We start from the raw sequence: 25,385 nt of genomic DNA on the forward strand, positions 1-25,385 counted from the left end.
TCGTCACTTCGCCAGGCCGGCCACCGGACCGAACACGATCACCGCCGGCGGCCGGACACCCGCGGCGGCCGCTTCGTCGGCCACCTTCCCCAGCGTGGAGCGCAGGGTGCGCTGCGTGCGCATGGTGCCGTCCTCGACGATGGCGACCGGCGTGTCGGCGGGACGGCCGCCGTCGAGCAGCGCCGACGCGAACTGGGGCAGACGTTCGACGCCCATCATCAGCACGATCGTGCCGCGCAGGCCCGCCAGCAGGGACCAGTCGACGAGCGAGCGCGGATCACCGGGCGCGACGTGCCCCGAGACGACCACGACCTCGTGGGCGACGCCGCGGTGGGTGACCGGCACGTCGGCGACGGCCGGGACCGCGAACGCGCTCGTGATGCCCGGGACCATGGTCACCGGCACCCCCGCCTCGGCGCAGGCCAGCACCTCTTCGAACCCGCGGCCGAACAGGTAGGGGTCGCCGCCCTTGAGCCGGACGACGAACTTGCCCTCCTTGGCCTTCTCGATCAGCGTGCTGTTGATCACGTCCTGGCTCGCGGCGCGGCCGTACGGGATCTTCGCCGCGTCGACGACCTCGACCTCGGGTGCGAGCTCGTCCAGCAGCTCGCGCGGCGCGAGGCGGTCGACGACCACCACGTCGGCGCGCGAGAGCAGCCGGCGGCCGCGGACGGTGATCAGGTCCGGGTCACCCGGGCCACCGCCGACCAGGGCGACGCCCGGCAGCTCGGTGTCGGTGTCTCGCGGCGCGCGGCCGCCGGCAGCATCCTTGACGGTGCCGGCGTGCAGGGCGTCGAGGATGCTGTCGCGCACCGCGGCCGAGCGCAGCGGCTCGCCGCCGGACAGGACGCCGAACAGCAGCCCGCCGTGACGGCCCGAGGCCGGGGTGACGGCGCTGCCGGACTCCCCCTCGTCGGCGCGCACACAGAACACGCGCTCGCGTTCGGCCTCGGCGCACACGGCCGCGTTGACCTCGGGGTCGTCGGTGCAGGCGAGCGCGTACCAGGCGTCGGCGAGGTCGCCCTCGGCGTAGCGGCGCTCGTGCCAGACCAGCTCGCCCGCGTCGGCCATCGCGCTCACCGACGGCGTGGTGTGCGGCGAGACGAGCTCCACCCGCGCGCCCGCGCGGATGAGGCGCGGGAGGCGGCGCTGGGCGACCGAGCCGCCCCCGACCATCACGACGCGGCGGCCGGCGAGCTGGAGTCCGGAGAGGTAGTGCGGGTCGTCCATAGCCGGAAAGTCTGCCTGCCCGGTCCGCTCAGCGCTGCAGCAGGGCCAGCAGCCCGGTGTTGCCGAACATCGTCGCCGCCTCGAGCGCCGACGGTGTGCCCGCGCGAGGATCCGCACCACCCGCCACCAGCGCCTTCACGACCTCGGGCTCGTCCTTGAACACGGCGCCGGCGAGCGGGCTCTGGCCCCGGTCGTTGACCCGGTTCGGATCCGCGCCGCGCGCCAGCAGCGCGGCCACCGTCTCCGCGTGGCCGTGGTAAGCGGCGAGCATCACCAGCGTGTCGCCGCGGTCGTTGGTGAGGTTCGCGGGGATACCGGCGTCGACGTAGGCGGCGAGGCGCTCCGTGTCACCCTCCCGCGCCATGGTGAACAGGCGGGCCCACAGGTCGAGCTCCTCGTCCGACGGCGTCCCGGAAGCCATGCGCCGAGTCTGGCACGCCGGCTCCCGGGACGCCGGTTCGTCAGCCGCGCGCCGAGTTGGGGTACGGCAGCAGCGCCATCTCCCGCGCGTTCTTGATGGCCGAGGCCACCTGCTTCTGCTGCTTCGGCGTCAGGCCCGTCACGCGGCGGGCGCGGATCTTGCCGCGGTCGGAGATGAAGATCCGCAGCAGGTCGACGTCCTTCCAGTCGACTTCCGTGATCCCGCGGGTGTGCAACGGGTTCGCCCGCTTGCGGGGTGCGCGTTCGTGCTTGGGCATCCGGCTCACCAGCTCGACTTCGAGACGCCGGGCAGCTCGCCGTTGTGCGCCATCTGCCGCATGCGCACGCGTGACAGGCCGAACTTGCGCAGGTAGCCGCGCGGGCGGCCGTCGGCGGTGTCGCGGTTGCGGATGCGCGTGGCGCTCGCGTCACGCGGCATGCGCTGCAACGCCACCACCGCGTCCGCCTTGTCCTGTGCCGACGAGTGCGGCGAGGCGATCACGGCCTTGAGCGCCCGGCGCTTCTCGACGTAGCGGGCGGCGATCACCTTCCGCTGCTCGTTCTTCGCGATCTTCGACTTCTTCGCCATCAGCGCTCTTCCTTGAACTCGACGTGCTTGCGCGCCACGGGGTCGTACTTGCGCAGGACCATCCGGTCGGGGTCGTTGCGCCGGTTCTTCTTCGTCACGTACGTGTAGCCGGTACCCGCACTGGACCGCAGCTTGATGATCGGCCGGACGTCGGTGCTCTTCGCCATCTAGAGCTTCACCCCCTTCGCGGCCAGCTCCGCGACGACCGCGTCGATCCCGCGCTTGTCGATCGTCTTCATGCCCTTCGCCGACACCTTGAGCCGCACGGTCCGGCCGAGGCTCGGCACGAAGTAGCGGCGGGTCTGCAGGTTCGGCTCCCAGCGCCGTGACGTGCGGCGGTGCGAGTGCGAGACCTGCTTGCCGTAGCCCGGCTTGCGGCCGGTGACCTGGCACACGGCTGACACGGACCCTCCCGAGTTGGTAGTGATATTCGTTTTCAATTACGCTGGCCACCGTACCCCGTCCCGTCGACTGGAGCTTCAGTGACCCCACACCCGCGTGTCCCGCTCGTGCTCGTCAGCGGGCTCGCCGCCGAAGGCAACGACGAGCTCGCCGAACTGCTGCGCCGCGCCGGCCCCGGCGTCGCCGTGGTCCACCACGATCTGCGGCAGATCGGCAGCGGCATCGTCCGCAGGCGGATCCGCCTCGGCCCCCGTGACCAGCTCACCGCGCTGGAACTGGCCCACGGCTGCGTGAACTGCACGCTGCGCGAAGACCTCCTGCCGCTGCTGCGCCGGCTCGCGCGGCGCCCGGAGGTGGACCGGATCGTGCTGCGCCTCGACGAGGCCATGGAGCCCGAGCCGGTGAGCTGGGCGATCGCCAACGTCCTGGTCGGCGACCGGCCCGTGAGCGACGACGTCGAGATCGAGGCCGTGTTCACCACCGTCGACCGCGCCGCCTGGCTGGCCGACGCGTCCGGCGACGACCTGCTCGTGGAGCGGGGTCTTCAGGGCAGCCCCGACGACGAGCGGACCGTCGCGCAGGTCGCGCTGGGGCAGGTGGAGTTCGCCGACGTGCTGGCGCTCGCGGGCGACGTGCCCGACGCGTGGTGCGCGGCGAAGACCGCGGCCGTGCTCGACCGCGTCGCCCCTTCGGTCCCGCGTGTCGTGCTCAAGGGCGCGAACGCCGGGCTGCTGCTCGCCGCCGTGCCCGCGGAGTCGCGGCGCGGCGAGGTGATCGACCTGCACGGCGCGCTCCTGCGGGGCCAGCCACCGCTGCACGCGGACTGCGGGATCGAGGTGCTCACCTTCACCTCGCAGCGGCCGTTCCACCCCGAGCGCCTGCACGAGGCCATCGACACGCTGCTGGGCGGCGTGATCCGCACGCGCGGCCGCGCGTGGGTCGCGAGCCAGCCCGACATCGCGTTCTGGCTCGAGTCCGCCGGCGGCGGCCTCGCCATCGGGCACGCCGGGCCGTGGCTCGCCTCGCCCGACGGCCCGGACTGGGCCGACGTCTCCCCCGAACGCCGCACGCTCGCGTCGCTGCGCTGGCACCCGGTGCACGGCGACCGCGCGCAGGAGCTCGTGGTGGTCACGGATCTGGTGGCACCGAACGAAATCGAGGACGCGCTGCACACCGCGCTGCTCACCGACGCCGAGCTGGCCGAGGGAGAAGCTGCCTGGCGCAGCTACCCCGACCCGTTCGGCGAGTGGCACGAAGACCCGTGCGAGGCGACCGAAGACGACGCAGAAGACGAAGAGCGGCACGTCAACGCCGCCAACCGGAAGGAAGAACCGCAGTGAAACCCGGCATCCACCCCGACTACCACCCCGTGGTGTTCCGCGACTCGTCCACGGGCGACGCGTTCCTCACCCGCTCCACCGCCACGTCCGAGCGGACGATCGAGTGGAGCGACGGCAACACCTACCCGCTGGTGGTCGTGGACATCAGCTCGTGGTCGCACCCGTTCTGGACCGGCAACCAGCGGATCGTCGACTCCGCCGGCCAGGTCGAGAAGTTCCACCGCCGCTACGGCCGGCGCGAGAAGGGCGGTGCGCGCTGATGGCCGTGCCGAAGCGGAAGAAGTCCCGCAGCAACACCCGCGCGCGGCGGTCGCAGTGGAAGGCCGCGGTGCCCGACCTCGTGCCGATCACGGTGGACGGCGAGCGCAAGCTCGTGCCACGCCGCCTGATCAAGCACTTCCAGCGGCTCGACCGGTGAGCGTCCCCGTCACCGTCCTTTCGGGGTTCCTCGGCGCGGGCAAGACCACGCTGCTCAACCACATCCTCGCCAACCGGGAAGGCCTGCGGGTGGCGGTGATCGTGAACGACATGAGCGAGGTCAACATCGACGCCTCGCTCGTGCGCGACAGCGTGTCCCGGACCGAGGAGCGCCTGGTCGAGCTGACCAACGGGTGCATCTGCTGCACCCTGCGCGAGGACCTGCTCGACGAGGTCGCGCGCCTGACCGCGGAAGGACGGTTCGACCACCTGCTGATCGAGTCGAGCGGGATCTCCGAGCCGATGCCGGTCGCCGCCACGTTCTCCTTCCCCGGCGACGACGGCACGCCGGCGCTGTCGGACGCCCGGCTCGACACGATGGTGACCGTCGTCGACGCCGTGAACTTCGGCCGGGAGCTGGCCGGCGGCGACTCGCTGGCCGAGCGCAGCCTCGACCAGTACGAGGGCGACGAGCGCACGGTCAGCGATCTGCTCGTGGACCAGGTCGAGTTCGCGGACGTGCTGCTGCTGAACAAAACCGACCTCGTCTCCCCCGCCGAGGCCGACCGGCTCGTGGCGACGCTGCCCCGGCTCAACCCGGGCGCCGACGTCGTGACGGCGGAGTTCGGCCGGGTGCCGCTCGGGCGCGTGGTCGGCACCGGCCGCCACGACCCGCTGCGGGCGCAGCAGGCCCCGGGCTGGGTCGCGGAGCTCAACGGCGACCACGTGCCGGAGACCGAGGAGTACGGCATCTCCGGCGTCGTGTTCCGCGCCACCCGGGCGTTCGACCCGGCGCCGCTGTGGGACTTCGTCACGACCCGCCTCGAGTCGGGCGAGTTCGGCACCGTGTTGCGCTCCAAGGGGTTCTTCACGCTCGCGTCGCGACCGGGGGTGCTCGGCCTGTGGTCGCAGGCGGGCACGGTCGCGCGGTTCGAACCGCAGGGCGTGGCCGAAGCGCCGCAGCAGGAGCTGGTCTTCATCGGCGTCGGGCTCGAGGGCGGCCCGCTGCTGGCCGCCCTCGAGGCGTGCCTCACCGACGAGCCGGTGACGGCGGATCCCTTCCCCGGCTGGGAGCCCGTGCACGTCCACTGAGGACGGACGTTTCCGAAGGCCGCGCGACCCGTGTCACAGGTCGCGCGGCCTTCGTGTTCCCGGGAGTTCCTTGATCGTTCACCGCTCCGCGTGATCATGCTGTTCGGGCCGGGCCCCTGCCGGACGCAGCACGCCTGAACTGGGCGATTCGTTGGGGTTAGGGGTGTTTCGCGAAGGTTGATCAACCCAGGTTTATCAGTCTAGGTTGATTAATGTGCCGGATCGGATCAGCAAGGATCTCGTGGAGGCCGCCGCCGACCTGAGGGTCGCGCTCGGGCGGCTCGTGCGGCGGATGCGGCAGGGCTACGTGGCGGGCGAGGCGACGCTCTCGGAAAGCTCCGTGCTCTCGCGGCTCGACCGCGACGGGCCCTCGACGCCCGGCTACCTGGCCGAGCAGGAGCGGGTGAAGCCGCAGGCGATGGGCGTGACCCTCGCCGGGCTCGTCGAGCGCGGGCTCGTGAGCCGCAGCCCCGACGCCGCCGACGGCCGCCGCGTCCTGATGTCCGTGACCGCCACCGGCCGGAAGCTCCTGACCGACCGGCGTTCCCTCAGCACCCAGCGCGTCGCCCAGGCCCTCGCCGCCGGCTTCAGCGCCGAAGAACGCCACCGACTACTCGAGGTGATCCCGTTGCTCGAACGCCTGGCGGACGAACTGTGACGACCACGGCCACCAGCCGCGGCGACCGCTACAAGTGGGTCGCCCTCTCCAACACCACCCTCGGCGTGCTCATGTCGACCCTCGACGGGTCGATCGTGATCATCTCGCTGCCCGCCATCTTCCGCGGCATCGGGCTCGACCCGCTCGCGCCGGCCAACATCGGCTACCTGCTCTGGATGATCCTGGGCTACCTGCTGGTGTCCGCGGTCCTCGTCGTCACGCTCGGGCGCCTCGGCGACATGTTCGGCCGCGTGAAGATGTACAACGTCGGGTTCGTGATCTTCAGCGTCGCCTCGGTGGCGCTGTCGTTCGACCCGTTCCACGGGGGCCAGGGCGCGCTGTGGCTGATCGGCTGGCGCATCGTCCAGGCCGTCGGCGGGTCCATGCTCACGGCCAACTCGGCCGCGATCCTCACCGACGCGTTCCCGCGCGAGCAACGCGGCATGGCACTCGGCATCAACCAGATCACCGCGCTGGCCGGGCAGTTCCTCGGCCTCGTCGCGGGCGGCCTGCTCGCCGAGATCGACTGGCGCGCGGTGTTCTGGGTGAGCGTGCCGTTCGGCATCCTCGGCACGGTGTGGTCGATCCGCAGCCTGCGCGAGATCGGCAAACCACGACGGGCGCGCGTCGACTGGGGCGGCAACATCACCTTCGCGCTGGGCACCGGCGTGCTGCTCGCCGCGATCACCTACGGCATCCAGCCCTACGGCAACGCGGCCACCGGCTGGGGCAACCCGTGGGTGCTCGGCGGCATCGGCGCCGGCGTGCTGCTGCTCGTGGTGTTCGGCGTGATCGAGTCCCGGGTGAAGGACCCGATGTTCAAGCTCTCGCTGTTCCGGATCCGGGCGTTCAGCGCGGGCAACCTCGCGGCACTGCTCACGGCGATCGCCCGTGGCGGCATGCAGTTCATGCTCATCATCTGGCTGCAGGGCATCTGGCTGCCCCTGCACGGCTACGAGTACGAGAAAACGCCGCTGTGGGCGGGGATCTACCTGCTGCCGCTCACCGTCGGGTTCCTCATCGCGGGCCCGGTGTCGGGGTACCTGTCCGACCGCTTCGGCGCGCGGCTGTTCTCGACCGGCGGGCTCGTGCTCGTCGCCGCGGCGTTCCTCGGCCTGCTGGCCCTGCCGGTGGACTTCTCCTATCCCGTGTTCGCGGCGCTGCTGGTGCTCAGCGGGATCGGGCAGGGCATGTTCTCCGCGCCCAACACCTCGGCGATCATGAGCAGCGTCCCCGACCACCAGCGCGGGGTCGCCTCCGGCATGCGCTCGACGTTCCAGAACTCCGGCACGGCGCTGTCGATCGGCGTGTTCTTCTCGCTCATGATCGCGGGGCTCGCCGGGTCGCTGCCGGCCACGCTCACCGGCGGGCTGCAGGCGCACGGCGTGCCCGCGGCCGTCGCGGCGAACGTCGCCCAGCTGCCGCCCGTGAGCACGCTGTTCGCGGCGTTCCTCGGCAGCAACCCGGTGGCGCACCTGCTCGGCCCGGGTGTCCTTTCCGCACTGTCGCCGAGCGACTCGGCGGCGCTGACCGGCAAGGAGTTCTTCCCGCAGCTCATCTCCGGCCCGTTCCACGACGGGCTGGTCACGGTCTTCACGGCGGCCGCCGTGATGGCGCTCGTCGCGGGCCTCGCCTCGGTGTCGCGCGGCAAGCGCTACTTCCACCCCGACCTCGCCCCGCGCGCAGGCGGGCAACGCAGCACCCCGGACAAGGAGAACGGATGAACGACACGCTCACCGCCGGCACCGTCACGATCACCGGCCACGGCGGTGACGAGATCGAGGCGTACCTGGCGCGCCCGCTCGACCCCGCTCCGCGCGGCGGCGTCGTGGTGATCCACCACATGCCCGGCTACGACCCGGCGACCAAGGAGATGGTGCGCCGCTTCGCCGCCGAGGGCTTCGCGGCACTGTGCCCGAACCTGTACTCGCGCGAGGCGCCGGGCGCGAGCCCGGACGACGCGGCCGCGACCGTCCGCGCCAACGGCGGCGTGCCCGACGAGCGCCTGGTCGGCGACGTCGAGGGCGCGGCCGCGTACCTCAAGGCCCTGGACGGCGCGAACGGCAAGATCGGCGTGATCGGCCACTGCTCCGGCGGCCGCCAGACGTTCCTCGTCGCGTGCTCGACCCAGGTCGACGCGGCCGTGGACTGCTACGGCGCCTTCGTGGTCAACGAGCCGCCGGCCGGCATGCCCGCGTCGATGAAGCCGCTGCTGGGCCTCGCGCCGCAGCTGTCGGCCCCGCTGCTCGGCCTCTTCGGCGCCGACGACCAGTACCCCGCGCCCGAGGAGACCGCGAAGCTCGCCGCCGAGCTCGACCGCCTCGGCAAGGAGCACGAGTTCCACACCTACGACGGCGCCGGCCACGCGTTCTTCGCCGTCGACCGCCCGAGCTACCGCCCGGAGGCCGCCGTCGACGGCTGGGCCAAGATCCTCGACTTCTACGGCCGGCACCTCGCGGCCTGACCCCGCTTTTCAGGAAGGACGTTTCCCATGTGCACCTACCTCACCGAGAAGTTCGCCGTGGAGGGCAGCGGCAAGAGCGCGTCCGGCTGGCACAGCGTCAACGAAGCCACCGTCTACGTCGACCACCCGACGCACGCCCGCTTCGCCCACACCGTGAACATCGACTTCCGGAACCCGTCGATGGGCCCGGCCGCGCGCGTCGCGCTGGAACTGACCGAAGAGGACGCCCTCGCCCTCGCCGACGCGATCCGCACCGCGCTGGCGTCGGCACCGGCGGGGCTGGCTTCGCGTAACCAGTAGTCCCGAACCAGACCACCCGCGGCTACCCGGGTGTGCAGGTCATGCCTCGACCTGAACACCCGGATCAAGGTCGCGGGCCTTGCGGAAATCCACGATCCGCTGCCACGCCAACTGCGGGTGCGCCGCCATCTGCCGGCGGGCGAGGGCGAGGTGGTGGAATTCCATGGAGAGCTGGTCCTGGTCGAGGTTGTTGCCGAAGACTTCCAGGAGTGTGGCGCAGAACAGGGTGAAACAGGCGGCGTTCCAGCGAAGGGCGTCGGTCTCGTTCACTGATCCTTCCGCTGATTCTTCGACAAGGTCCACGGCGACGCGGGCGAGCTCGAGAGGGTCCCCCGTGTCGGGGATGGCGAGCAGCCGAGCGGTGAGTGCCACATGGTCGGACGTGGTGTCGAGGGTGGTGGTGAGCGCGGTCAGCGCGTGGATCTTGCTGGAGAGATCCCTTCGCACCAACGTCTCGGTCACGGTCGCGAGGCTCGGCTGGTGGACCGTTGCCGCCACGTCGACCATTTCGACGGCGTACCGTCGCAGGTCTCGGGGCAGTCCGCCGGACAGGCAGTGACAGAGGTAGCAGAACTGCTCCGTGATCCCCTCTACCCTCGACGCCACCCAACGCCTGCTCTCGTCCAGCGTGAAGTGGTCCAGCCGCACCATTTCGGAAAACGCGCTGTCGAACGCGTCGCGAATCCCCAACCCGCGCTGCTCGAAGTTCAGCACGGCGTCGTCCGACACCGACACGAAGAACAGGCAGCCGGGCACACCGAACACGCCCTTGATGTCGTTGATGAACTGGTGGGCCTTCTCCGGCTCGCCGATCTTGTCCAGCTCGTCGATGGCGATCACCATGCGCTCGATCAGACCAGTCTTGCGCAGCGTCTGCGAGGTTTCGGCGGCGAAGGATCGCAGAGTCTCGACGACTTCGGGGTGCGTGAGCTGCTGCTCGGCCCGCTGCGTCGACCAGGTCCGGCCGGCCTCGCCCTTCAACGGCAGGCTCAGCTTGCCAGACCAGCCCGTGGTGTACGTCTGAAGAAATCGTGTCTGAGCCAGCTGACGCACAGCAGCGCTGCGCAATTCGAAGAGGTCACGGTGACGTCGGCGTATCCCGGAACGGGTGAGTAGGTCGAACGGCGCGAGCACGAATGCGAGCGCGAGTCTCCACGCGACCAGCGCAATCAGCACCAAGGCGATGATGTGAGCTGTCGGCTGAGACTCCCACAGCACGCCGGCGGACACAGGCAGGTCCGCGACCGCGGTGGTGAGGAGAGCTGCGATCTCCACCGGGAATCTGGACAACGGCGCGCCCCACAACAGGACGGCGGCGCCGAGAGCAAAACCCGCGAAGAGTAGGAACCTCAGCAGCCTGGCGACACCCTGACGCAGCACCGCCCAGATGCTGCGTTTGCTGAACGGCCAGAATGGCAGCAGCGCCTCGTTGGTCTTGTCGATCACCGTCCGGCAGAGCAGCGCATGCAGATGCAGGACGAAGTCCCGGGCCTCGTAGTTGGCAGGAGCGGACGCCATGACTACGAGCGGCGGCTCACCGGCGGTGGTCAACCGACCATGGCGCATGGCTTCGATGGCCGTCGTCTTGCCGACTCCTCGCGATCCGGCGAGCGCCACCGCCCCCGAATCGGTCCGCTCGATGATCCGCCGGAGCCGTTCCGCCCCGGCGGTCATCAAGGTCTCCGCGCTCTCGGCTTCACGGAGGCCAGAGACGCCGTTGAGAACAAGGGCGGTGCCATGGCGGCGCGAACGGTGAACTCGGGCGTAGTCCAGGACGGCCGGCACAACGACCTCAGCCAATAGGTGACCACCGCGGTCACCGATCCGCAGAAGGTCGGGATGTGGCTCGGTCTGATGTGGCCGTCGCGGGATTCCGAGTACGTCCGGCACTCGCCGCGCCAACATCCGGGCCGACAGCGCGGCAACCGCACAGAACCCTACGATCGCAAACACGTGCATCGGCAACGACAGCAGGGGCCAAGCAGCCCGCATCAAGGAAACGTAGCCGACTCCGAATATCGCTGTAGCCGCGAGCCAGAAGTACTGGCCGCCCCGCAAAGACGCCAGGGGCGAGGTCACCGACGACGGGTGCTTGCCCGCGCTGACCGACCGATCTTGCTCGATACGAATCCGTGTCAGGAGTGCATCATCGGCAACCAACTGCGCACGAACATCCTGGCGCGATACCTGTTCACCGGCCAAGGCCGCAATGACTTTTTCGTCGGCAAGGGCTTCGTCGAGCAGTATGAGAAGAGCGAGCCTGGCCGTCCAGGCATCGAAGTCGTCGAAGTCGACGCTCCGCAGGGATTCCGCGACTTCGTCGTCCGGCTGCATTTCGCGCGCCGGCGCGGCCAGTGCCACAAAGCCGGACGCGGCACAACACCCGACACCCAGACCGAGCATCGGGATGGACGCGAACCCCAGCGTGTCCTGCAGCGTCACGATCAGGATGAGGGAAAGTCCACCCACTGTGAGGACACGCAGCGTCGATCTGTGTACGGGCACGGAGCCCCAGTGCGGTCCCTGCTCGGAGGGATCTGTTCGAGACGACGTCGGCACCGCACCAGTTTGCACCCACACCCCGGTTTGGCGGGTTCGATTTCGGACATCCAGGGCAGCCGGTCAGGGCGTGTACAGCGCGCCCAGGAACTCCAGCAGCAGCCGTTCCCGCAGTGGTTCCGCCGCGGTTGCCAGCAGGGCGTTGATCGGGGCCATGCGTTCGGGCAGGCCGGCGTCGCCGACGAGGCCGGCCGCGGCGAGCAGGCCCGCGAACTGGTCCGCCGTCAGGGTTTCCGGGTCGAGCGCCGCTACGAAGGCGGCCACGTCCGGGTCCACCGGCGTCGGGCCGGCTTCACGCGCCGAGGCGACCGAGGCGGTCAGGTCCGCGAGGAACTCCGCCTCGCTGCCGTGGTTCGCGGCCGTGATCGTGAGGTGCAGGTTCAGCGGCGAGCCGCCGTGGGCGAACTGCGGCTGCACGTACCAGCCGCGCACCTTCATCTCGTCGGCGACCGTGAACAGGTCGAAGCCGTCGTCGGCCGCGGCGAAGGCGATCAGCGTCGAGTCCGGGTCGCCCAGGACGCCCAGGCCGGGCAGGTTCTCGACGCCCGCGCGGATCCGGGTCACGGCCTCGCGCGTCACCTCCGCCAGGCGTAGGTAGCCGTCCTCACCGAGGTGGTTCACCACGGCCCACGCGGCGGCGAGCGGGCCGCCGGAGCGGGTGCTCTGCAGCGTCGGGTTCAGCATCGTGTAGCCCGGCCAGGCCGCGCTGGCGAAGTAGTGCGTGCGCCGCAGCCCGGCGTTGGCGTGCAGCAGCACCGAGACGCCCTTCGCGCAGTAGGCGTACTTGTGCAGGTCCACCGACATGCTCGTGACGCCCGGCACGCGGAAGTCGAACGGCGGCACGTCCGCGCCCAGCTTCGCGAAGTACGGCAGCACCCAGCCGCCGATGCACGCGTCCACGTGCATCCGCACGCCGCGAGCGGCCGCGGCGGCCGCGATCTCCGGAATCGGGTCGACCACGCCGTGGGCGTAGGAAGGCGCGCTGGCCACCACGAGCACCGTGGACTCGTCGATCGCCGCGGCCACGGCGTCCGGCACCGCGCGGAAGGTCTTCGCGTCGACCGGCACCACGATCTTGCGCAGCCCGAACAGGTGCGCCGCCTTGTGGAACGCCGCGTGCGCGGTGTCGGGCAGCACGATGCTCGGCGCGGTGACCTCCGGCCGGGCGTCGCGCGCGGCCAGCACCGCGAGCAGGCACGACTCGGTGCCGCCGGACGTCACCGTGCCGACGGTCCCGGCAGTTCCGCCCAGGAGCCCCGCCGCGCGGCCGACCAGATCGTTCTCCAGGCGCAGCAGGCTCGGGAACGCCGTGGGGTCCAAGCCGTTGGCCGACGAGGCGAGCGCGTGCGCGGCCGCGGCGATCCGGTCCACTTCGGACAGACCGCTGTCGTAGACGTAGGCGAGCGTGCGCCCGCCGTGCGTCGGCAGGTCGCCCGCGCGCAGCTCCCGCAGCTCGGCCAGGATGTCGGTCACCGCTGCGGCTCCACCGGTCGCGGTTCGAGCACCTTGCGGCGCAGCAGCGGGATCGCCAGCGCGATGAGCACCGCGGGCAGCACCGAGGAGCCCACGGTGATGGCCGTGATCGCCGAGGACGGCTGCGCCGTCGTCGCGTCGGTGCTCGACACGTAGCCGCCGGCCTGCAGCACCAGCCCGAACAGGCCCGGGCCGAGCGCCAGCCCCAGCGTCTCCGACGCCGTCCACACGCCCGCCGTGATGCCCGCTCGGGTCTCGCCGGTGCGTTCCTCTTCGGCGCTGATGAGGTCGGGCAGGATCGCCAGCGGGAACACGGAGATGCCCGCGTACCCGATGCCCGACAGGGCCACGAACACCATCGTCACCGCGAACGGGATGTCCTTGGCGAACAGGATTCCCAGCAGGCCGACGGTGAACGCGGTCGTCGCGATGCGGAAGCCCACGAGCTTGCCCCAGCGGTGCCCCAGCCGAGGCCACAGCGGCATCGTGATCAGCGCCGGCCCGACGAAGCCGACGAACAGCACCGTGCGGTAGCTCGGGTCGCCCAGCACGTGCTCGGCGAAGTACGGGATCGCGGCGAGCACCGTGCCGATGCCCAGCGCCTGGATGAAGTACGAGCCCATCAGCCAGCAGAACGGGCGCCACTGCGCGATCGTGCGGATCAGCTGCTTGAAGCTCACGGCGTTGGGCCGCAGCGAACCGACGGGCGCGCCGCGCAGACCGAAGTAGACACCCAGGGTGGCGAGCAGGATGATCACGGCCATCACGAGGCCCATCACCCGGTAGCCGGCCACGCCTTCGAGGATGTCGGTGATCGCCGGGGCGGCGCCGCCGGACACGAGGATGGCCACGGCCAGCACGCCGATGCGCACGCTCGTGAGCTTCGTGCGTTCCTCCGCCGAGTCCGTGAGCTCCGCCGGCAGCGCGTTGAACGGCACCTGGAAGAACGCGTACGCGGTGGCGCACAGGAAGAACACGATCACCACGTAGGTCGCGTCGATCGCGGGCTTGCCGAACCCCGGGTGCGCGAACAACGCGGCGAACAGGATCGCGACGCCGATCCCGCCACGCAGCAGGAACCGCCGCCGGCTGCCGGTCTTCACGAGGTCCGCGTCGGACAGCCGGCCCGCGATCGGGTTGAACACCACGTCCCACGCCTTGGGCACGAACACGATCACGCCGGCCACCGCCGCGGGCACCGCCATCGTGTCCGTGAGGTAGGGCAGCAGGAGCAGTCCCGGCACCGTGCCGAACGCTCCGGTGACGAACGAGCCGAGCGAGTAGTGGAGACGCGTCCGGCGGGGCAGCGGCGCCAAGGGTCCTCCTCGAGGGCGGTCCGACGAACGCAATGCCTAGTGGATCTTCGCCGTTCCCCGGTAGTGGTCGGGGGGAATCGTGCCACCGTCGTAATGCACCGCGCGTACCGGCCCGACCCCGCCCCGTGCCCTGTTCACGACAGGGCTTCGGCCACCTTCGTGAGGGATTCCGCGTCGCCGCGCAGCAGCAGCGTCGTGACCACGGTGTCCTCCCAGGCCGCGAGCTCCTCGCGGATCTTCGCGGCCGGGCCGACGAGCGAGGTGTCCTCCACGAGCGACGTCGGGATCGCGGCGGCGGCCTCGTCCTTGCGCCCGGCGAGGTAGAGCTCCTGCACCTTGTCGGCCACCTCCTCGTAACCCAGGCGCGCGAACACGTCGTGGTGGAAGTTCACGGCCTTGGCACCCATGCCGCCGATGTACAACGCGAGCGCCGGCTTGATCCAGCTCGCCGCCTCCTCCACGTCGTCGTGGACGATCACCGGGACCGACGCGGGCACCTCGAACTCCTCGGGCTTGCGCCGGGCACCCGGCCGGGCGAACCCCTCGGCGAGGGCGTTGCGGTAGAACGCGTCGGCCTTGGGCGAGAAGAACAGCGGCAGCCAGCCGTCGCAGATCTCCGCCGACAGCGCGACGTTCTTGGGGCCTTCGGCCGCGAGGTAGATCGGCAGGTCGGTGCGCAGCGGGTGCACGGTCGGCTTGAGCGCCTTGCCCAGCCCCGCGCCACCCTGCAGCGGCAGCTGGTAGAACCGCCCGTCCAGCGTCACGGGTGCCTCTCGCGCCAGCACCTGGCGGATGATCTCCACGTACTCGCGGGTGCGGGCCAGCGGCTTCGGGTACGGCTGGCCGTACCAGCCCTCCACCACCTGCGGGCCCGACGCGCCGAGCCCGAGCACGAACCGGCCGCCGGAGAGGTGGTCGAGCGTCAGCGCCGTCATCGCGGTGGCGGTGGGCGTGCGCGCGGACATCTGCACGATGTTGGTACCGAGCTTCACCCGGCTGGTCGACGCACCGGCCCAGGCAAGCGGGGTGAAGGCGTCGGAGCCGTAGGCCTCCGCCGACCACACGGAGTCGAACCCGAGGCGCTCGGCCTCGAGCACGCCCTCCAGCGCGCCCGGCGTCGGGCCGCTCCCCCAGTACCCGAGGTGGTAACCCAGCTTCATACGGCCCTCCGTGGCTCAGACGTCGGCTCGGACGTTCGGCGAGTAGTGCTCCGGCTTGCCGCGCTCCCCCACGGGCGGCAGGTTCCTCCGTGGAGTCTCGACCACGGACGCGTCCGCGGCCACCGCGCCCCTCGCCCGGCGCCAGCCGGCGCGTGCCCGCGGGTGGTAGCGGCGGTCGTGCGGGACAAGGGAGAACACGGCGTTGATCGCGCGCCCGGCGAACCGGTGCCGGCGTTCGTCGCGGGCAGTCCAGGTGAAGCCGAGCAGGTCGCGGATCTCCGGGTCGTAGAGCCCCACCGTGAGCCACACGAACTGCTTCGCGATCACCGCCGAGACCGGCCGCCACAGCACGTCGGGCAGCCACGGCAGGAACGGCGGTTTCGCGATCCCGCGCAGATCCAGGACGTCGCGCGTGGCCTTGTTGTCTTCCAGGACCTCGGCGCACATATGCTTCCAGTACCGCCGGAAGTCCTCCCAGGACGCGGGCACCGGGCGCATCGGCAGGTCGTACATGCGCCACCAGCGCACGTGCTCGTCGAACAGCTCGCGCTTCTCCTCTTCGCCGATGCCGCCCATGAAATGGTCGGCGATGAGGATCGTGCTGACGAAAAACGTGGAGTGGGCCCAGTAGAAGGTGTCGGGGTCGAGCGCGTGGTAGCGGCGGCCTTTCGCGTCGACGCCCTTGATGCGGTTGTGGTATCCGCGCACTTCGAGCGCGGTCCGGTGGGCGCGCGGGCCGTCGTAGACCACGCCGCCGATCGGGTAGAGCGAGCGGAACAGCCGCTGCCAGCGTTCCTCGAAGAACCGCGAGTGCTGCTCCACTCCGGCACCGAGTCCCGGGTGCATGTTCTGCATCGACCCGGCCCACAGGGCGATCAGCAGCCCGCGCCAGTCGCCGAAGTAGCGCCACGTGAGCGAGTCCGGTCCCAGCGGTTCGGGTTCTTCCCCCGGCATCGCGGCTCCTGCGGTTGCGTCGATGAACTGACTACGCCTGTTGTCAGGTTAGGATGTGACAACAGGCGTGGTCAACTACGGGAGTGGATATGCCGGGCCGCACGTGGGCGGGCACGACGCTGGACGATCGCAAGGCGGCGCGGCGGGACCAGCTGGTCGCCGCGGGCCTCGACCTGCTCGGCACCGAGGGCTCCGCGGCCGTCAGCGTGCGCGCGGTCTGCCGCCACGCCCACCTGACCGAGCGCTACTTCTACGAGAGCTTCGCCGACCGCGAGGAGCTCGTCGCGGCCGTGTACGAGTACGTCGGCGAGCGGGCGCGCCAGGCGCTGGTCGACGCGATCCGCGACGCGCCGGATCCGCGGCAACGGGCCGAACGCGCGGTGCGGGCGTTCGTGGCCCTGATGGTCGACGACCCGCGCCAGGGCCGGGTGCTGTTGCTGGCGCCCCTGACCGATCCCGCGCTGACCCGCCGTGGCCTGCACCTGCTGCCGGCGTTCGCGGCACTCGTCGGCGAACAGCTGTCGCACGGCGACGAGACCGGCCGGCAGCTCGTGTCGATCGGGCTCGTCGGCGCGCTGAGCAACGTGTTCATCGCCTACCTCGACGGCACGCTGCGGGTGAGCCGCGAACGGCTCGTGGCCCACTGCGTCCGGCTGGTGCTCGGCGCGGACGAGTTCGATCACTGAGCCCGTTCCGCCCGCAGCCGCAACGCGATGTCGATGATCATGTCCTCCTGGCCACCGACGTACCGCTCCGCGCCGACGCGGTAGAGGATCTCGTGCGCGGGCACGCCGTAGCGCTCCGCCGCGCGCTCGGCGTGCAGCAGGAAACTCGAGTACACGCCGGCGAAACCCTGCACGATCGACGACCGGTCCATCACCGGCAGCCGCGTCAGGTACTTCTTCACGACGTTCTCGGCCGCGGCCATGAGCACGTCCTTGTCGACGCCGGTCGGAATCCCGAGGCGTTCGAACGTCGCCGCGAGCACCTCCGTCGGCGAGTTCCCCGCGCCCGCGCCGAGAGCGGCGAGGGAACCGTCGATCTGCCGCGCTCCGGCGCGGTGGGCGAGCACGGAGTTGGCGACGCCGAAGCTGAGGTTCTGGTGACCGTGGTAGCCGACCTGCGCGTCGTCGCCCAGCTCCGCGACGAGCGCGGCGACGCGACCGGCGGCTTCTTCGAGGATGAGCGCACCGGCGGAATCGACCACGTACACGCACTGGCAGCTGGCGTCGGCCATGATCCGCGCCTGCTTCGCGAGGTCCTCGGGCGCCGCCATGTGCGCCAGCATCAGGAATCCCACGGTCTCCAGGCCGAGGTCACGAGCCGCGCCGAAGTGCTGCACGGACACGTCGGCTTCGGTGCAGTGGGTCGCGATGCGCGCTGCCCCGACGCCGAGGTCCGCCGCGGCGCTCAGGTCGGTGACGGTGCCGAGGCCGGGAAGCAGGAGCACGGCGATCTTCGCCCGGTTCGCCTCGTCGACGGCGGCGGCGATGAGCTCTCGTTCGTCGGTGAGGGAGAAGCCGTAGGTGAAGGTCGAACCACCGAGGCCGTCGCCGTGGGTCACCTCGACGAGCGAGATCCCGGCGTCGTCGAGGGCGCGGACGGTGTCGCGCACCTGGCGTTCGGTGAAGCGGTGGGCCATGGCGTGACTGCCGTCGCGCAGGGTGGTGTCGACCAGTCGCACCGGCGGGTTCCGCGCGGGCTGGTTCCGGGTCGGCGCACTCATGCCGTCACCAGCTCCGCGGCCACCAGGTCGCCGACGCGGGCCGCGGCGGCCGTCATGATGTCGAGGTTGCCCGCGTAGGTCGGCAGGTAGTCGCCGTTGCCCGCGACCTCGAGGAAAACGCCGACGCGGGCGACGCCGTTCCACTCGGGACGCGGCGGGTCGAACTGCGGATCGGCGATGAGCGTGTAGCCCGGCACGTACCGCCGGACCACGGCGACCATGCGGTGGATCGAGTCGGTGATCGCCGCGAAGTCCGCGTCGGGGTCGACCGCGCAGAAGACGGTGTCGCGCATGATCATGGGCGGGTCCATCGGGTTGATGACGATGATCGCCTTGCCCTTCGCGGCGCCGCCGACCTCTTCGAGGCCCCGCGCGGTGGTTTCGGTGAACTCATCGATGTTCGCCCGGGTGCCCGGGCCCGCCGACCGAGAGGACACCGACGCGACGATCTCGGCGTACGGCACCGGAGTCACCCGGGCGACGGCGTGCACGATCGGGATCGTCGCCTGGCCGCCGCACGTGATGAGGTTGAGGTCGGGCACGTCGAGCCGCTCCGGCGGAGTCACCGCGGGACAGGTGAACGGGCCGGCGGCCGCGGGCGTCAGGTCGATCGAGCGGATGCCTGCTTCGGCGTAGCGCGGCGCGTGCGCGAGGTGCGCTTTCGCCGACGTCGCCTCGAAAACGAGCTGCGGCGGTTCGGCCTGCCGCAGGAGCCAGCCGACGCCGTCCGCCGAAGTCTCCAGGCCGAGTCGCGCCGCGCGGGCGAGCCCGTCGGACGCCGGGTCGACGCCGACCATGTACCGCACGTCGATCTTCTCGCTGCGCCGCAGCTTCGCGAGCAGGTCGGTGCCGATGTTGCCGGGGCCGACGATCGCGGCCGTCACCTTGCGTTCCGCCATGTTTTCCGACGGTCCTCGCCACGGCGGTGCACACTCAACCCGTGCGTACCACTGGACGGAACGGCGGCGAGGGCCTGGTCGCCTCGCGCGTCGCGGCGATCCTGGGTGCCTTCCGCCCGGGCGACGACACCGTCGGCGTGTCGGAGCTGGCGCGGCGGACGGGACTGGCGAAGACGACCGTGCACCGCCTGACCCGCCACCTCTGCGACGCCGGCCTGCTCGAACCCGAGGGCACCGCGCTGCGGCTCGGGCTGCGGCTGTTCGAGATCGGCCAGCTCGCGATCCGCCGCCGCGGCCTGGTCGAAGCCGCCCGGCCGTCGCTGGCCGACCTGCGCGAGGCCACGCGCAACACCGTGCACCTCGCCGTGCTGGAGGGCACCGAGGTGGTCTACCTCGACGTGCTGCGTGGTCCGGACGCGCCCGACGTGCCGTCCCGTATCGGCGGCCGCTTCCCGGCCCACGCCACCGGTGTCGGCAAGGCCATCCTCGCGTTCTCGCCGGAACCCTTGGTGGCGCGGGTGATCGACGCCGGGCTCCCCCGCATCAGCCGGCGCACCATCACCGCGCCGGGGCTGCTGCGCCACCAGCTCGCGCGCATCCACGCCGAGGGAGTGGCGTTCGAACGCGAGGAGTCCGGTGTCGGAGTGGTCTGTGCCGCGAGCCCGCTGCTCGACGCGGCGGGCACCGCGGTCGCGGCGATCTCCATCACCGGCTGGGCGACCCGGATGCGCACGGAGCGTGTCGCCCCGGCGGTGCGCACGGTCGCGCTCGCGTTGTCGCGGTCGTTTGTCCAGACCTGAGCAGTCGGAAAAATTCGTGCCACACAACGGGTTACGCGCGGGTTAGGCCGTTCGGATGACCTCGGGGGCACAGGCCTGGTCTCGTGATTCTCCGTAACTACGATCGGCCGGATGGCCCAGCAGAGCTGGGGGATCACGTTCCCGGGCCGGTCCCCTGAGCCGATCTCCAGGGTCCGCCGCGCCCGCCGCGGCGGCCGGAACCCGGCTGCTGTCACTCGATCTCGTCCTCGGCCTGCTTGCCCTCGCCGGTGGTCTGCGCGTGGTCTGCCTCGCGGCCACCACGCCCGCCGTGCCCGGGGAGGCCACGACCGTCGCCCGCGCCTACGCGCTCGGCCACCTCACGGAGTACGGCGGTACGACCACTGCCGGCGCCGGCGGGCTCGGCCAGCTCCAGCTCGCCGGGTACACGGTGCTGTCCCACGCCTTCGACCGCGCGGCGACGCCGGCCGCCGCCGTGCGCGAGGCGGTGGTCGTCGCCGCGGTCGTGACGACGGTGCTGCTGTGGCTGCTCGCCCGCCGGCTCGGCCTTCCCCGCTGGGCGGGCCTGGTCGCCGCGGTGCTGCTCGCCGGGTCGCCGCTGGCGATCGGCCTGCAGCACGGGGTGGTCGTCGAGCACCTCGCGGTGCTGTGGGCGCTGGCCGGGCTGTGCCTGCTCGCCTCACCCCTGCGCTCTTCGGGCGCAGCCGGCGACCACAGTGGACCCGGGCGCCACGGCCTCGCCCAGGACCTGCTCGGCGCCGGCTGCCTGCTGGCCGCCGTGCTGACCTCGGCGCTCACGCTGCTGCTCCTGCCCGCCGCGGGCTGGCTGCTGCTTCGCCGTTCTCCGGCGCGGGCCGCGCTCGTCGCCGTGGTGGTGAACCTCGGCCTGGGCCTCGCCTTCGGGCCGCGGGCCGCCTGGTTGCGCCCCGCTCTCGCCACCGGCGACGAGACCGCCCTGCCCCGGTGGCTGGTTTTCGATCCGGCCCTCACGGCGGTGTCGGCGCTCGCGCTGATCGCCGGCCTGTTCGTCGCGACGGTGCGCCCGCTCGCGGTCTCCGGGATCCTCGTGGCCGCTCTGCTCGCGGTCCCCGGGTTGCCGGCCACTGCGGTGCTGGCCCTGCTGCTGCCGCTCCCGCCCCTGGTCGGGGCCGGGGTGGCGCACGCCGGGCTGTCCTCGCACCACGAACCGGCGCACCGCCGGGCGCCCGCCCGGCCCGGGGCCGGCGTCGCCGTGGGCGCGGTGGTCCTGACCGCGGCGTTCGGGGCGAGCTGGGCCCACGGGTTCACCGCGCTGCGCCCCGGACCCGCGGGCCCGGACCCGGCGGTCGAGGCCCGCACCTGGTTGCAGGCCAACGCGGCGGGCTCCCGCGTGCTCGTCGACGACGCCACCTGGACCACGCTGGCCGCCGGTGGGTGGCCGACCGGGCTGCTCGTCACGACGGCCGGCGCGAACCCGCCACCCGACTGGGCCGCGCTCCCGCCACCGGCTCTCGCCCGGTCGTCCACAGTGGACTCCCCCGCCGCGGGCGCGGTGTTCGGCACCGGGGCGGGACAGGTCACCGTCGCCCGGCTCGGGCCGCCCGTGCCCGTGCCGGACGAGACCGGCGAGAAGACCGCGCGCGCCCATGCGGGTGCGGCGCTGACCAGGTCCGGACGCGTGAACTGCGTGCCGGAAGCACGTGCCGTGCTCGGCGGCGGCGATCTCGATCCCCGGCTGATCTCGACACTGGCGGCGTTCGCGTCGCAGCAGCCGGTGCGGGTGGCGGCGTTCCCGCCCGTGCCCGGTGAAGACGCGGCGGGGCAGCCGCGGCGGCAGGTGCTCGTCACCGGCGCCGACGAGGCGGCCACCCGGTTCTACGCCGGCCAGCGCGCCGTGTTCCGCCCGGCCGCGGTCGTGCGGACTTCCGGCGGCGTGCTCGTCACCTACCCGCCGTTCGCCCCGCCCGGCCTGCTCACCTCGTTCACCGCACCCTGATCCTCCGAAAGGTCCCCTCCGATGCGCCTTCGAACACTCCTGAGACCCACCGGTCTTCTCGCGGCCGCCGGGCTGCTGCTGTTGACGACCACTCCCGCCGCGGGCGCGGCCACCGGCCCGGGACCCGGCGTCGGCTGGATCCGCGTCGGGCACCTGTCACCGGGCGTGCCACCGGTCGACATCTACTTCGCGCCGTTCGGGCAGCCCGGGAAGGTGGTCATCCGCAAGGCGGGCTACGGCGCCGTCACGCCGTACTCCTCGCTGGACCCGGGCCGGTACACGCTCTCGATGCGGCCCGCCGACGCCGCGCCGACGACCGCGCCCGCGCTCAGCGCGACGATCTCGGTCGAGCAGCAGACCGCCCACTCGCTGCTGGTGTTCGAGAACGGTCCGGACCAGACGCTGCGCGGCACTCTCGTGACCGACGACCTCACCGCGCCGGGCCCGGGCAAGGGCCGCGTGCGCGTGGTCGAAGGGTCGGCGACGCCCGCGCCGGTGACCGTCGGCGGGCCGGACGGCATGGCACTGGCCACGAACGCGGCCTACGGCGACACCACGCCGTACGCCGAGGTACCGGAGGGCATCGTCCCGGTGCAGCTGACGAGCGGCAGCGTCAAGGCGAACGCCGACGTCCCCGTGGCGGCCGGCTCATCGACGACGTTGCTCGTGACGCAGGACAACGGGGCGTTGAAGGCGACCCCGATCTCCGACGGCGCCGATCTGCCGAACCCGCCGAAGCTCGGCGTCGAGACCGGGGGCGGCGGCACGGCGTCCGGCGGCGACCACTCCGAACCGTGGTTCGCGGCCGGTGTCGTGGTGTTCCTGCTCGTGCTGGTGCTCACGCCGCTGGTCCGGCGGATTCGGGAAGGCCGTGCGCGCTGACCTGATCCGGGCGTGCTGCGCGGTCGTGCTGGCCTGCGCCGCGTGCGCGCCTGCACCGTCCACAGTGGTCCCCGCGACGACACCCGCCTCGCCTCCCGTCACGACAGCCACCGAGCCGCGCGGCAGTGTCGGGCCGCTGCCGCCCGCGGCGGATGTGAGCCCGGTCCGCCTGACGATCCCGGAGATCGGGATCGACGTGCGCGGACTGGTCCCGCTCGCCCTCGGCCCGGCGCACGAGCTGCAGGCGCCGGCGAGCTTCGCCGACGTCGGCTGGTACGCCGCCGGCCCGGCACCGGGTGATCCCGGGCCTGCGGTGATCGCCGCCCACGTGGACTCCCGGTCCGGCCCGGCGCCGTTCTTCCGCCTGCGCGAGCTTCGGCCGGGAGACGAGGTCCGCGTCGAACGCTCCGACGGCGCCGCCGCCCGCTTCGTCGTCGACGCCGTGCAGCGCTACCCGAAGGACGCCTTCCCGACCGACACCGTGTACGGCCCCGCCCCGGGTGCCGCGCTGCGCCTGATCACCTGCGGCGGCGCCTTCGACGCCGCCGCCCGGTCCTATCGGGACAACGTGGTGGTCTACGCCTCGACCCGCTGGACCTGACCTACTGGGCCGCCACGCTCCGCTGCGCGAGCTCCTCCGGGAGCCGCGGCACGGGCTCGCCGGCCAGGAGACCGCGCCGGGCCAGAACCGGCCGCACGCCCTCCGCGAACCAGTACGCCTCCTCCAGGTGCGGGTAACCGGACAACACGAACTCGGAGACGCCGGCCGCGTGGTACTCCTCGATCAGGTCGGCGATCTCCTCGTGGCTGCCGACCAGCGCCGTGCCCGCGCCGCCGCGCACGAGACCGATGCCGGCCCACAGATGCGGGTGGATCTCGAGCCCGCGCGCGCCCGCGTCGAGGCGGCCGCCGTGCAACGCGACCATCCGCCGCTGTCCCTCGGACTCACTCGCGGCGAGCTGGGCCTGTGCCTGCGCGACCTGCGCCGGGTCGAGCGCGTCGAGCAGGCGCTGCGCTTCGGCCCACGCCTCCGCCGACGTGTCGCGCGCGATCGTGTGCAGGCGGACGCCGAACCGGACGGTCCGGCCTTCGGCCGCGGCCAGCGCGCGCACCTTCCCGATCTTCTCCGCGACCTGCGCGGGTGGCTCGCCCCACGTCAGGTAGACGTCGGCGTGCCGCGCGGCCACCGGCAGCGCGGCGGGCGACGAGCCGCCGAAGTACAGCGGTGGCACCGGATCCGGCGCGGCCAGCGTCGTCGCGCCCGCGACCTCCAGGTGCTCGCCTGCGAAGTCGAACGGGCGGCCCGACCACACGCCGCGCACGATCGTGAGGAACTCGTCGGTGCGGGCGTAGCGGGCGTCGTGGTCGTGCCAGTCGCCGAAGCGGCGCTGCTCCACCGCGTCGCCGCCGGTCACGATGTTGAGCAGCACCCGGCCCGACGACAGGCGCTGGAACGTGCCGGCCATCTGCGCGGCCAGGGTCGGCGAGATGACCCCGGGCCGGAACGCGACCAGGAACTTCAGCCGGCGCGTTTCCCGGATCAGCGCGGCGGTGGTGAGCCACGCGTCCTCGCACCACGTGCCGGTGGGCGTGAGCACGCCCTCGAACCCGAGCTGCTCGGCCGCCCGCGCGATCTGGGCGAGGTAGTCGACGTCCGCCGGTCGCTGCGCGGCTCGGCCCAGGGACTTGTTGGCGTGGAAGCGTTCCACGATCGTGCGGCCGTCGCCGCTCGTCGGCAGGAACCAGTGGAGTTTCAGGCTCATCCGTTGCTCCTCACGGCTTCGATGTCGGGCCCGTAGCGGCGGTCGGCGAACGCCGCGAAATCGACCTTCCCGGGCAACGTGCCATCCTCGGTGAAGGCGTCGGCCAGCTGCTGCTCCGACGCGACGACCGAGTCGTCGAGCGGGATCGGCTCGTCGCGCCCGGCGGACACGGCCTTCTGCGCCACCGCGGGCTCCAGGCCCGTCTCGGCGGCCCACGCCTTCGCCCACGCGTCGCGGTGGGTGTCCGCCCACAGCTGCGCCTTGACCACGCGCTTCACGAAGTCCCGGATGGCGGAGTTGCGGCCTGGGTCGGCCAGCGCGCCGGTGCTCGCGGTCTCGAACGCGAGGCCGTTCGAGCTGCCGCGGCCGTCGGAGAGCACGCGGGCGTGCGCGTCGAGCTGCGCCTGAGCCGTGTAGGGGTCCCAGATCGCCCACGCGTCCACCTGGTGCTGGGTGAACGCCGCGTACGCCTCCGAGGGCTGCAGGAACGACAGCTTGACGTCCTTCGTGGACATTCCCGCGCGCTTGAGGGTATTCAGCAGCTGCCCGTGGGCGGAGCTGCCCTTCGACACCGCGATCGTCTTGCCCCGCAAGGAAGCCACGTCCTTCAACGGTGAGTCCGGCGGCACGAGGATGGCCTCACGTTCGACGTTGCTCTTCGCGACGCTGACCACCGAGATCTTCGCCTTCGCCGCGGCCGCGAAGATGGGCGGCGTGTTGCCGACGCGGCCGATGTCGATCGCACCCGCCGAGGCCGCCTCCAGCAGCGGCGGCCCGGACGTGAAGGTGGACCATTCGATGCGGTAGGGCACGTCGGACAGCAGGTTCGCCGCCGTGAGCAGGGACTTCACGCCACCCTTCTGGTCGCCGACCCGCAGTGTCACCTTCGCCAGGTCGGCCGCCGAGACGGGAGCGGGCACGGGCGCGGGTCCGCTCGCCGCCCCGGAGGCGGAGCAGGCGGTGAGCCCGCCGAGCAGGAGCACCGCG

General features: G+C 71.9%; 28 protein-coding genes. 13 read left to right on the forward strand and 15 right to left on the reverse strand.

The annotated features are described in order from the left end of the window. Positions 1–3: 3 nt before the first annotated feature. From cobA to rpmB, 6 genes are read right to left on the reverse strand one after another with little or no spacing between them, the layout of a single operon-like run. Complete coding sequence (gene cobA, locus AB0K15_RS12860) at positions 4–1,230, reverse strand: uroporphyrinogen-III C-methyltransferase (protein WP_364048876.1); 1,227 nt, start codon at positions 1,228–1,230, stop codon at positions 4–6. A gap of 28 nt (positions 1,231–1,258) precedes the next feature. Continuing rightward, positions 1,259–1,651, reverse strand: a complete 393-nt coding sequence (locus AB0K15_RS12865) for an ankyrin repeat domain-containing protein (RefSeq protein ID WP_364048878.1) — start codon at positions 1,649–1,651, stop codon at positions 1,259–1,261. A 40-nt stretch (positions 1,652–1,691) separates the two neighbouring features. Then, positions 1,692–1,928, reverse strand: a complete 237-nt coding sequence (rpsR, locus tag AB0K15_RS12870; protein WP_364048880.1) for a 30S ribosomal protein S18 — start codon at positions 1,926–1,928, stop codon at positions 1,692–1,694. Positions 1,929–1,933: 5 nt separating this feature from the next. Continuing rightward, a complete protein-coding gene (gene rpsN / locus AB0K15_RS12875) occupies positions 1,934–2,239 on the reverse strand; it encodes a 30S ribosomal protein S14 (RefSeq protein WP_364048882.1) in 306 nt (101 codons plus the stop codon). After that, positions 2,239–2,406 carry a 50S ribosomal protein L33 gene (rpmG, locus tag AB0K15_RS12880; RefSeq protein WP_364048884.1) on the reverse strand — a complete coding sequence of 56 codons (168 nt, stop codon included), beginning with the start codon at positions 2,404–2,406 and terminating at the stop codon, positions 2,239–2,241. The genes rpsN and rpmG overlap by 1 nt, the downstream gene beginning before the upstream one ends. Then, entirely contained in the window at positions 2,407–2,643 is a 237-nt protein-coding gene (rpmB, locus tag AB0K15_RS12885) for a 50S ribosomal protein L28 (protein WP_360601704.1), read from the reverse strand. 78 nt (positions 2,644–2,721) lie between these two features. On the opposite strand from rpmB, the gene AB0K15_RS12890 reads away from it, so the two are divergent. The 8 genes from AB0K15_RS12890 to AB0K15_RS12925 all read left to right on the forward strand — a co-directional run bounded on the left by AB0K15_RS12890 (position 2,722) and on the right by AB0K15_RS12925 (position 8,912). Continuing rightward, entirely contained in the window at positions 2,722–3,981 is a 1,260-nt protein-coding gene (locus AB0K15_RS12890; RefSeq protein WP_364048886.1) for a GTP-binding protein, read from the forward strand. Further along, positions 3,978–4,241, forward strand: a complete 264-nt coding sequence (locus AB0K15_RS12895) for a type B 50S ribosomal protein L31 (protein ID WP_220240908.1) — start codon at positions 3,978–3,980, stop codon at positions 4,239–4,241. The genes AB0K15_RS12890 and AB0K15_RS12895 overlap by 4 nt, the downstream gene beginning before the upstream one ends. Then, positions 4,241–4,399 carry a 50S ribosomal protein L32 gene (gene rpmF, locus AB0K15_RS12900; protein WP_364048889.1) on the forward strand — a complete coding sequence of 53 codons (159 nt, stop codon included), beginning with the start codon at positions 4,241–4,243 and terminating at the stop codon, positions 4,397–4,399. Before AB0K15_RS12895 ends, rpmF begins: the two co-directional genes overlap by 1 nt. Further along, positions 4,396–5,490 carry a GTP-binding protein gene (locus AB0K15_RS12905; protein WP_364048891.1) on the forward strand — a complete coding sequence of 365 codons (1,095 nt, stop codon included), beginning with the start codon at positions 4,396–4,398 and terminating at the stop codon, positions 5,488–5,490. Before rpmF ends, AB0K15_RS12905 begins: the two co-directional genes overlap by 4 nt. Before the next feature lie 214 nt (positions 5,491–5,704). Further along, complete coding sequence (locus tag AB0K15_RS12910) at positions 5,705–6,148, forward strand: MarR family transcriptional regulator (protein ID WP_364048893.1); 444 nt, start codon at positions 5,705–5,707, stop codon at positions 6,146–6,148. Next, on the forward strand, positions 6,145–7,872 hold the full coding sequence (locus AB0K15_RS12915; protein WP_364048895.1) for an MFS transporter: 1,728 nt from the start codon (positions 6,145–6,147) through the stop codon (positions 7,870–7,872). Before AB0K15_RS12910 ends, AB0K15_RS12915 begins: the two co-directional genes overlap by 4 nt. Then, complete coding sequence (locus tag AB0K15_RS12920) at positions 7,869–8,612, forward strand: dienelactone hydrolase family protein (RefSeq protein ID WP_364048897.1); 744 nt, start codon at positions 7,869–7,871, stop codon at positions 8,610–8,612. The genes AB0K15_RS12915 and AB0K15_RS12920 overlap by 4 nt, the downstream gene beginning before the upstream one ends. A gap of 27 nt (positions 8,613–8,639) precedes the next feature. After that, a complete protein-coding gene (locus AB0K15_RS12925) occupies positions 8,640–8,912 on the forward strand; it encodes a DUF6295 family protein (protein WP_364048899.1) in 273 nt (90 codons plus the stop codon). Between the two features lie 39 nt (positions 8,913–8,951). On the opposite strand, the gene AB0K15_RS12930 is transcribed toward AB0K15_RS12925, so the two are convergent. From AB0K15_RS12930 to AB0K15_RS12950, 5 genes are all read right to left on the reverse strand, one after another. Continuing rightward, complete coding sequence (locus AB0K15_RS12930) at positions 8,952–11,354, reverse strand: hypothetical protein (RefSeq protein ID WP_364048901.1); 2,403 nt, start codon at positions 11,352–11,354, stop codon at positions 8,952–8,954. 180 nt (positions 11,355–11,534) lie between these two features. Then, a complete protein-coding gene (locus AB0K15_RS12935; protein WP_364048903.1) occupies positions 11,535–12,944 on the reverse strand; it encodes an aminotransferase class V-fold PLP-dependent enzyme in 1,410 nt (469 codons plus the stop codon). Beyond that, positions 12,941–14,260, reverse strand: coding sequence for an MFS transporter (locus AB0K15_RS12940; protein WP_364048905.1), 1,320 nt, complete (start codon positions 14,258–14,260; stop codon positions 12,941–12,943). Before AB0K15_RS12940 ends, AB0K15_RS12935 begins: the two co-directional genes overlap by 4 nt. A gap of 134 nt (positions 14,261–14,394) precedes the next feature. Further along, complete coding sequence (locus AB0K15_RS12945) at positions 14,395–15,420, reverse strand: LLM class F420-dependent oxidoreductase (RefSeq protein ID WP_364048907.1); 1,026 nt, start codon at positions 15,418–15,420, stop codon at positions 14,395–14,397. Between the two features lie 15 nt (positions 15,421–15,435). Next, positions 15,436–16,374 carry an oxygenase MpaB family protein gene (locus tag AB0K15_RS12950; protein WP_364048909.1) on the reverse strand — a complete coding sequence of 313 codons (939 nt, stop codon included), beginning with the start codon at positions 16,372–16,374 and terminating at the stop codon, positions 15,436–15,438. 89 nt (positions 16,375–16,463) lie between these two features. Here AB0K15_RS12950 and AB0K15_RS12955 point away from each other — a divergent pair, with 89 nt between their 5' ends. Further along, positions 16,464–17,060 carry a TetR/AcrR family transcriptional regulator gene (locus AB0K15_RS12955; protein ID WP_364048911.1) on the forward strand — a complete coding sequence of 199 codons (597 nt, stop codon included), beginning with the start codon at positions 16,464–16,466 and terminating at the stop codon, positions 17,058–17,060. On the opposite strand, the gene dmpG is transcribed toward AB0K15_RS12955, so the two are convergent. Next, entirely contained in the window at positions 17,054–18,100 is a 1,047-nt protein-coding gene (dmpG, locus tag AB0K15_RS12960; protein WP_364048913.1) for a 4-hydroxy-2-oxovalerate aldolase, read from the reverse strand. The two genes, AB0K15_RS12955 and dmpG, sit on opposite strands and share 7 nt — an antisense overlap. After that, positions 18,097–18,999 (reverse strand): acetaldehyde dehydrogenase (acetylating), encoded by a 903-nt coding sequence (locus tag AB0K15_RS12965; RefSeq protein WP_364048915.1) that lies wholly within the window; start codon positions 18,997–18,999, stop codon positions 18,097–18,099. Before AB0K15_RS12965 ends, dmpG begins: the two co-directional genes overlap by 4 nt. Before the next feature lie 41 nt (positions 19,000–19,040). On the opposite strand from AB0K15_RS12965, the gene AB0K15_RS12970 reads away from it, so the two are divergent. The 4 genes from AB0K15_RS12970 (at position 19,041) to AB0K15_RS12985 (ending at position 23,236) form a co-directional block, all read left to right on the forward strand. Next, entirely contained in the window at positions 19,041–19,799 is a 759-nt protein-coding gene (locus tag AB0K15_RS12970; protein ID WP_364048917.1) for an IclR family transcriptional regulator, read from the forward strand. Positions 19,800–20,058: 259 nt separating this feature from the next. Next, positions 20,059–21,753, forward strand: a complete 1,695-nt coding sequence (locus AB0K15_RS12975; protein ID WP_364048919.1) for a glycosyl transferase — start codon at positions 20,059–20,061, stop codon at positions 21,751–21,753. Between the two features lie 21 nt (positions 21,754–21,774). Beyond that, positions 21,775–22,635 carry a DUF4397 domain-containing protein gene (locus AB0K15_RS12980; RefSeq protein WP_364048921.1) on the forward strand — a complete coding sequence of 287 codons (861 nt, stop codon included), beginning with the start codon at positions 21,775–21,777 and terminating at the stop codon, positions 22,633–22,635. Then, positions 22,625–23,236, forward strand: a complete 612-nt coding sequence (locus tag AB0K15_RS12985) for a class F sortase (RefSeq protein ID WP_364048923.1) — start codon at positions 22,625–22,627, stop codon at positions 23,234–23,236. Before AB0K15_RS12980 ends, AB0K15_RS12985 begins: the two co-directional genes overlap by 11 nt. Position 23,237: 1 nt before the next feature. On the opposite strand, the gene AB0K15_RS12990 is transcribed toward AB0K15_RS12985, so the two are convergent. Together AB0K15_RS12990 and AB0K15_RS12995 are read right to left on the reverse strand one after the other, a co-directional pair. After that, positions 23,238–24,398: an LLM class flavin-dependent oxidoreductase gene (locus tag AB0K15_RS12990; protein ID WP_364048925.1), complete on the reverse strand. Its 1,161-nt coding sequence runs from the start codon at positions 24,396–24,398 to the stop codon at positions 23,238–23,240. Further along, a complete protein-coding gene (locus AB0K15_RS12995) occupies positions 24,395–25,381 on the reverse strand; it encodes an ABC transporter substrate-binding protein (protein ID WP_364049007.1) in 987 nt (328 codons plus the stop codon). The genes AB0K15_RS12990 and AB0K15_RS12995 overlap by 4 nt, the downstream gene beginning before the upstream one ends. Between the last annotated feature and the right edge of the window lie 4 nt (positions 25,382–25,385).

It is taken from the genome of Amycolatopsis sp. NPDC049253 (assembly GCF_040678995.1).
In the GTDB taxonomy this organism is placed as follows: domain Bacteria; phylum Actinomycetota; class Actinomycetes; order Mycobacteriales; family Pseudonocardiaceae; genus Amycolatopsis.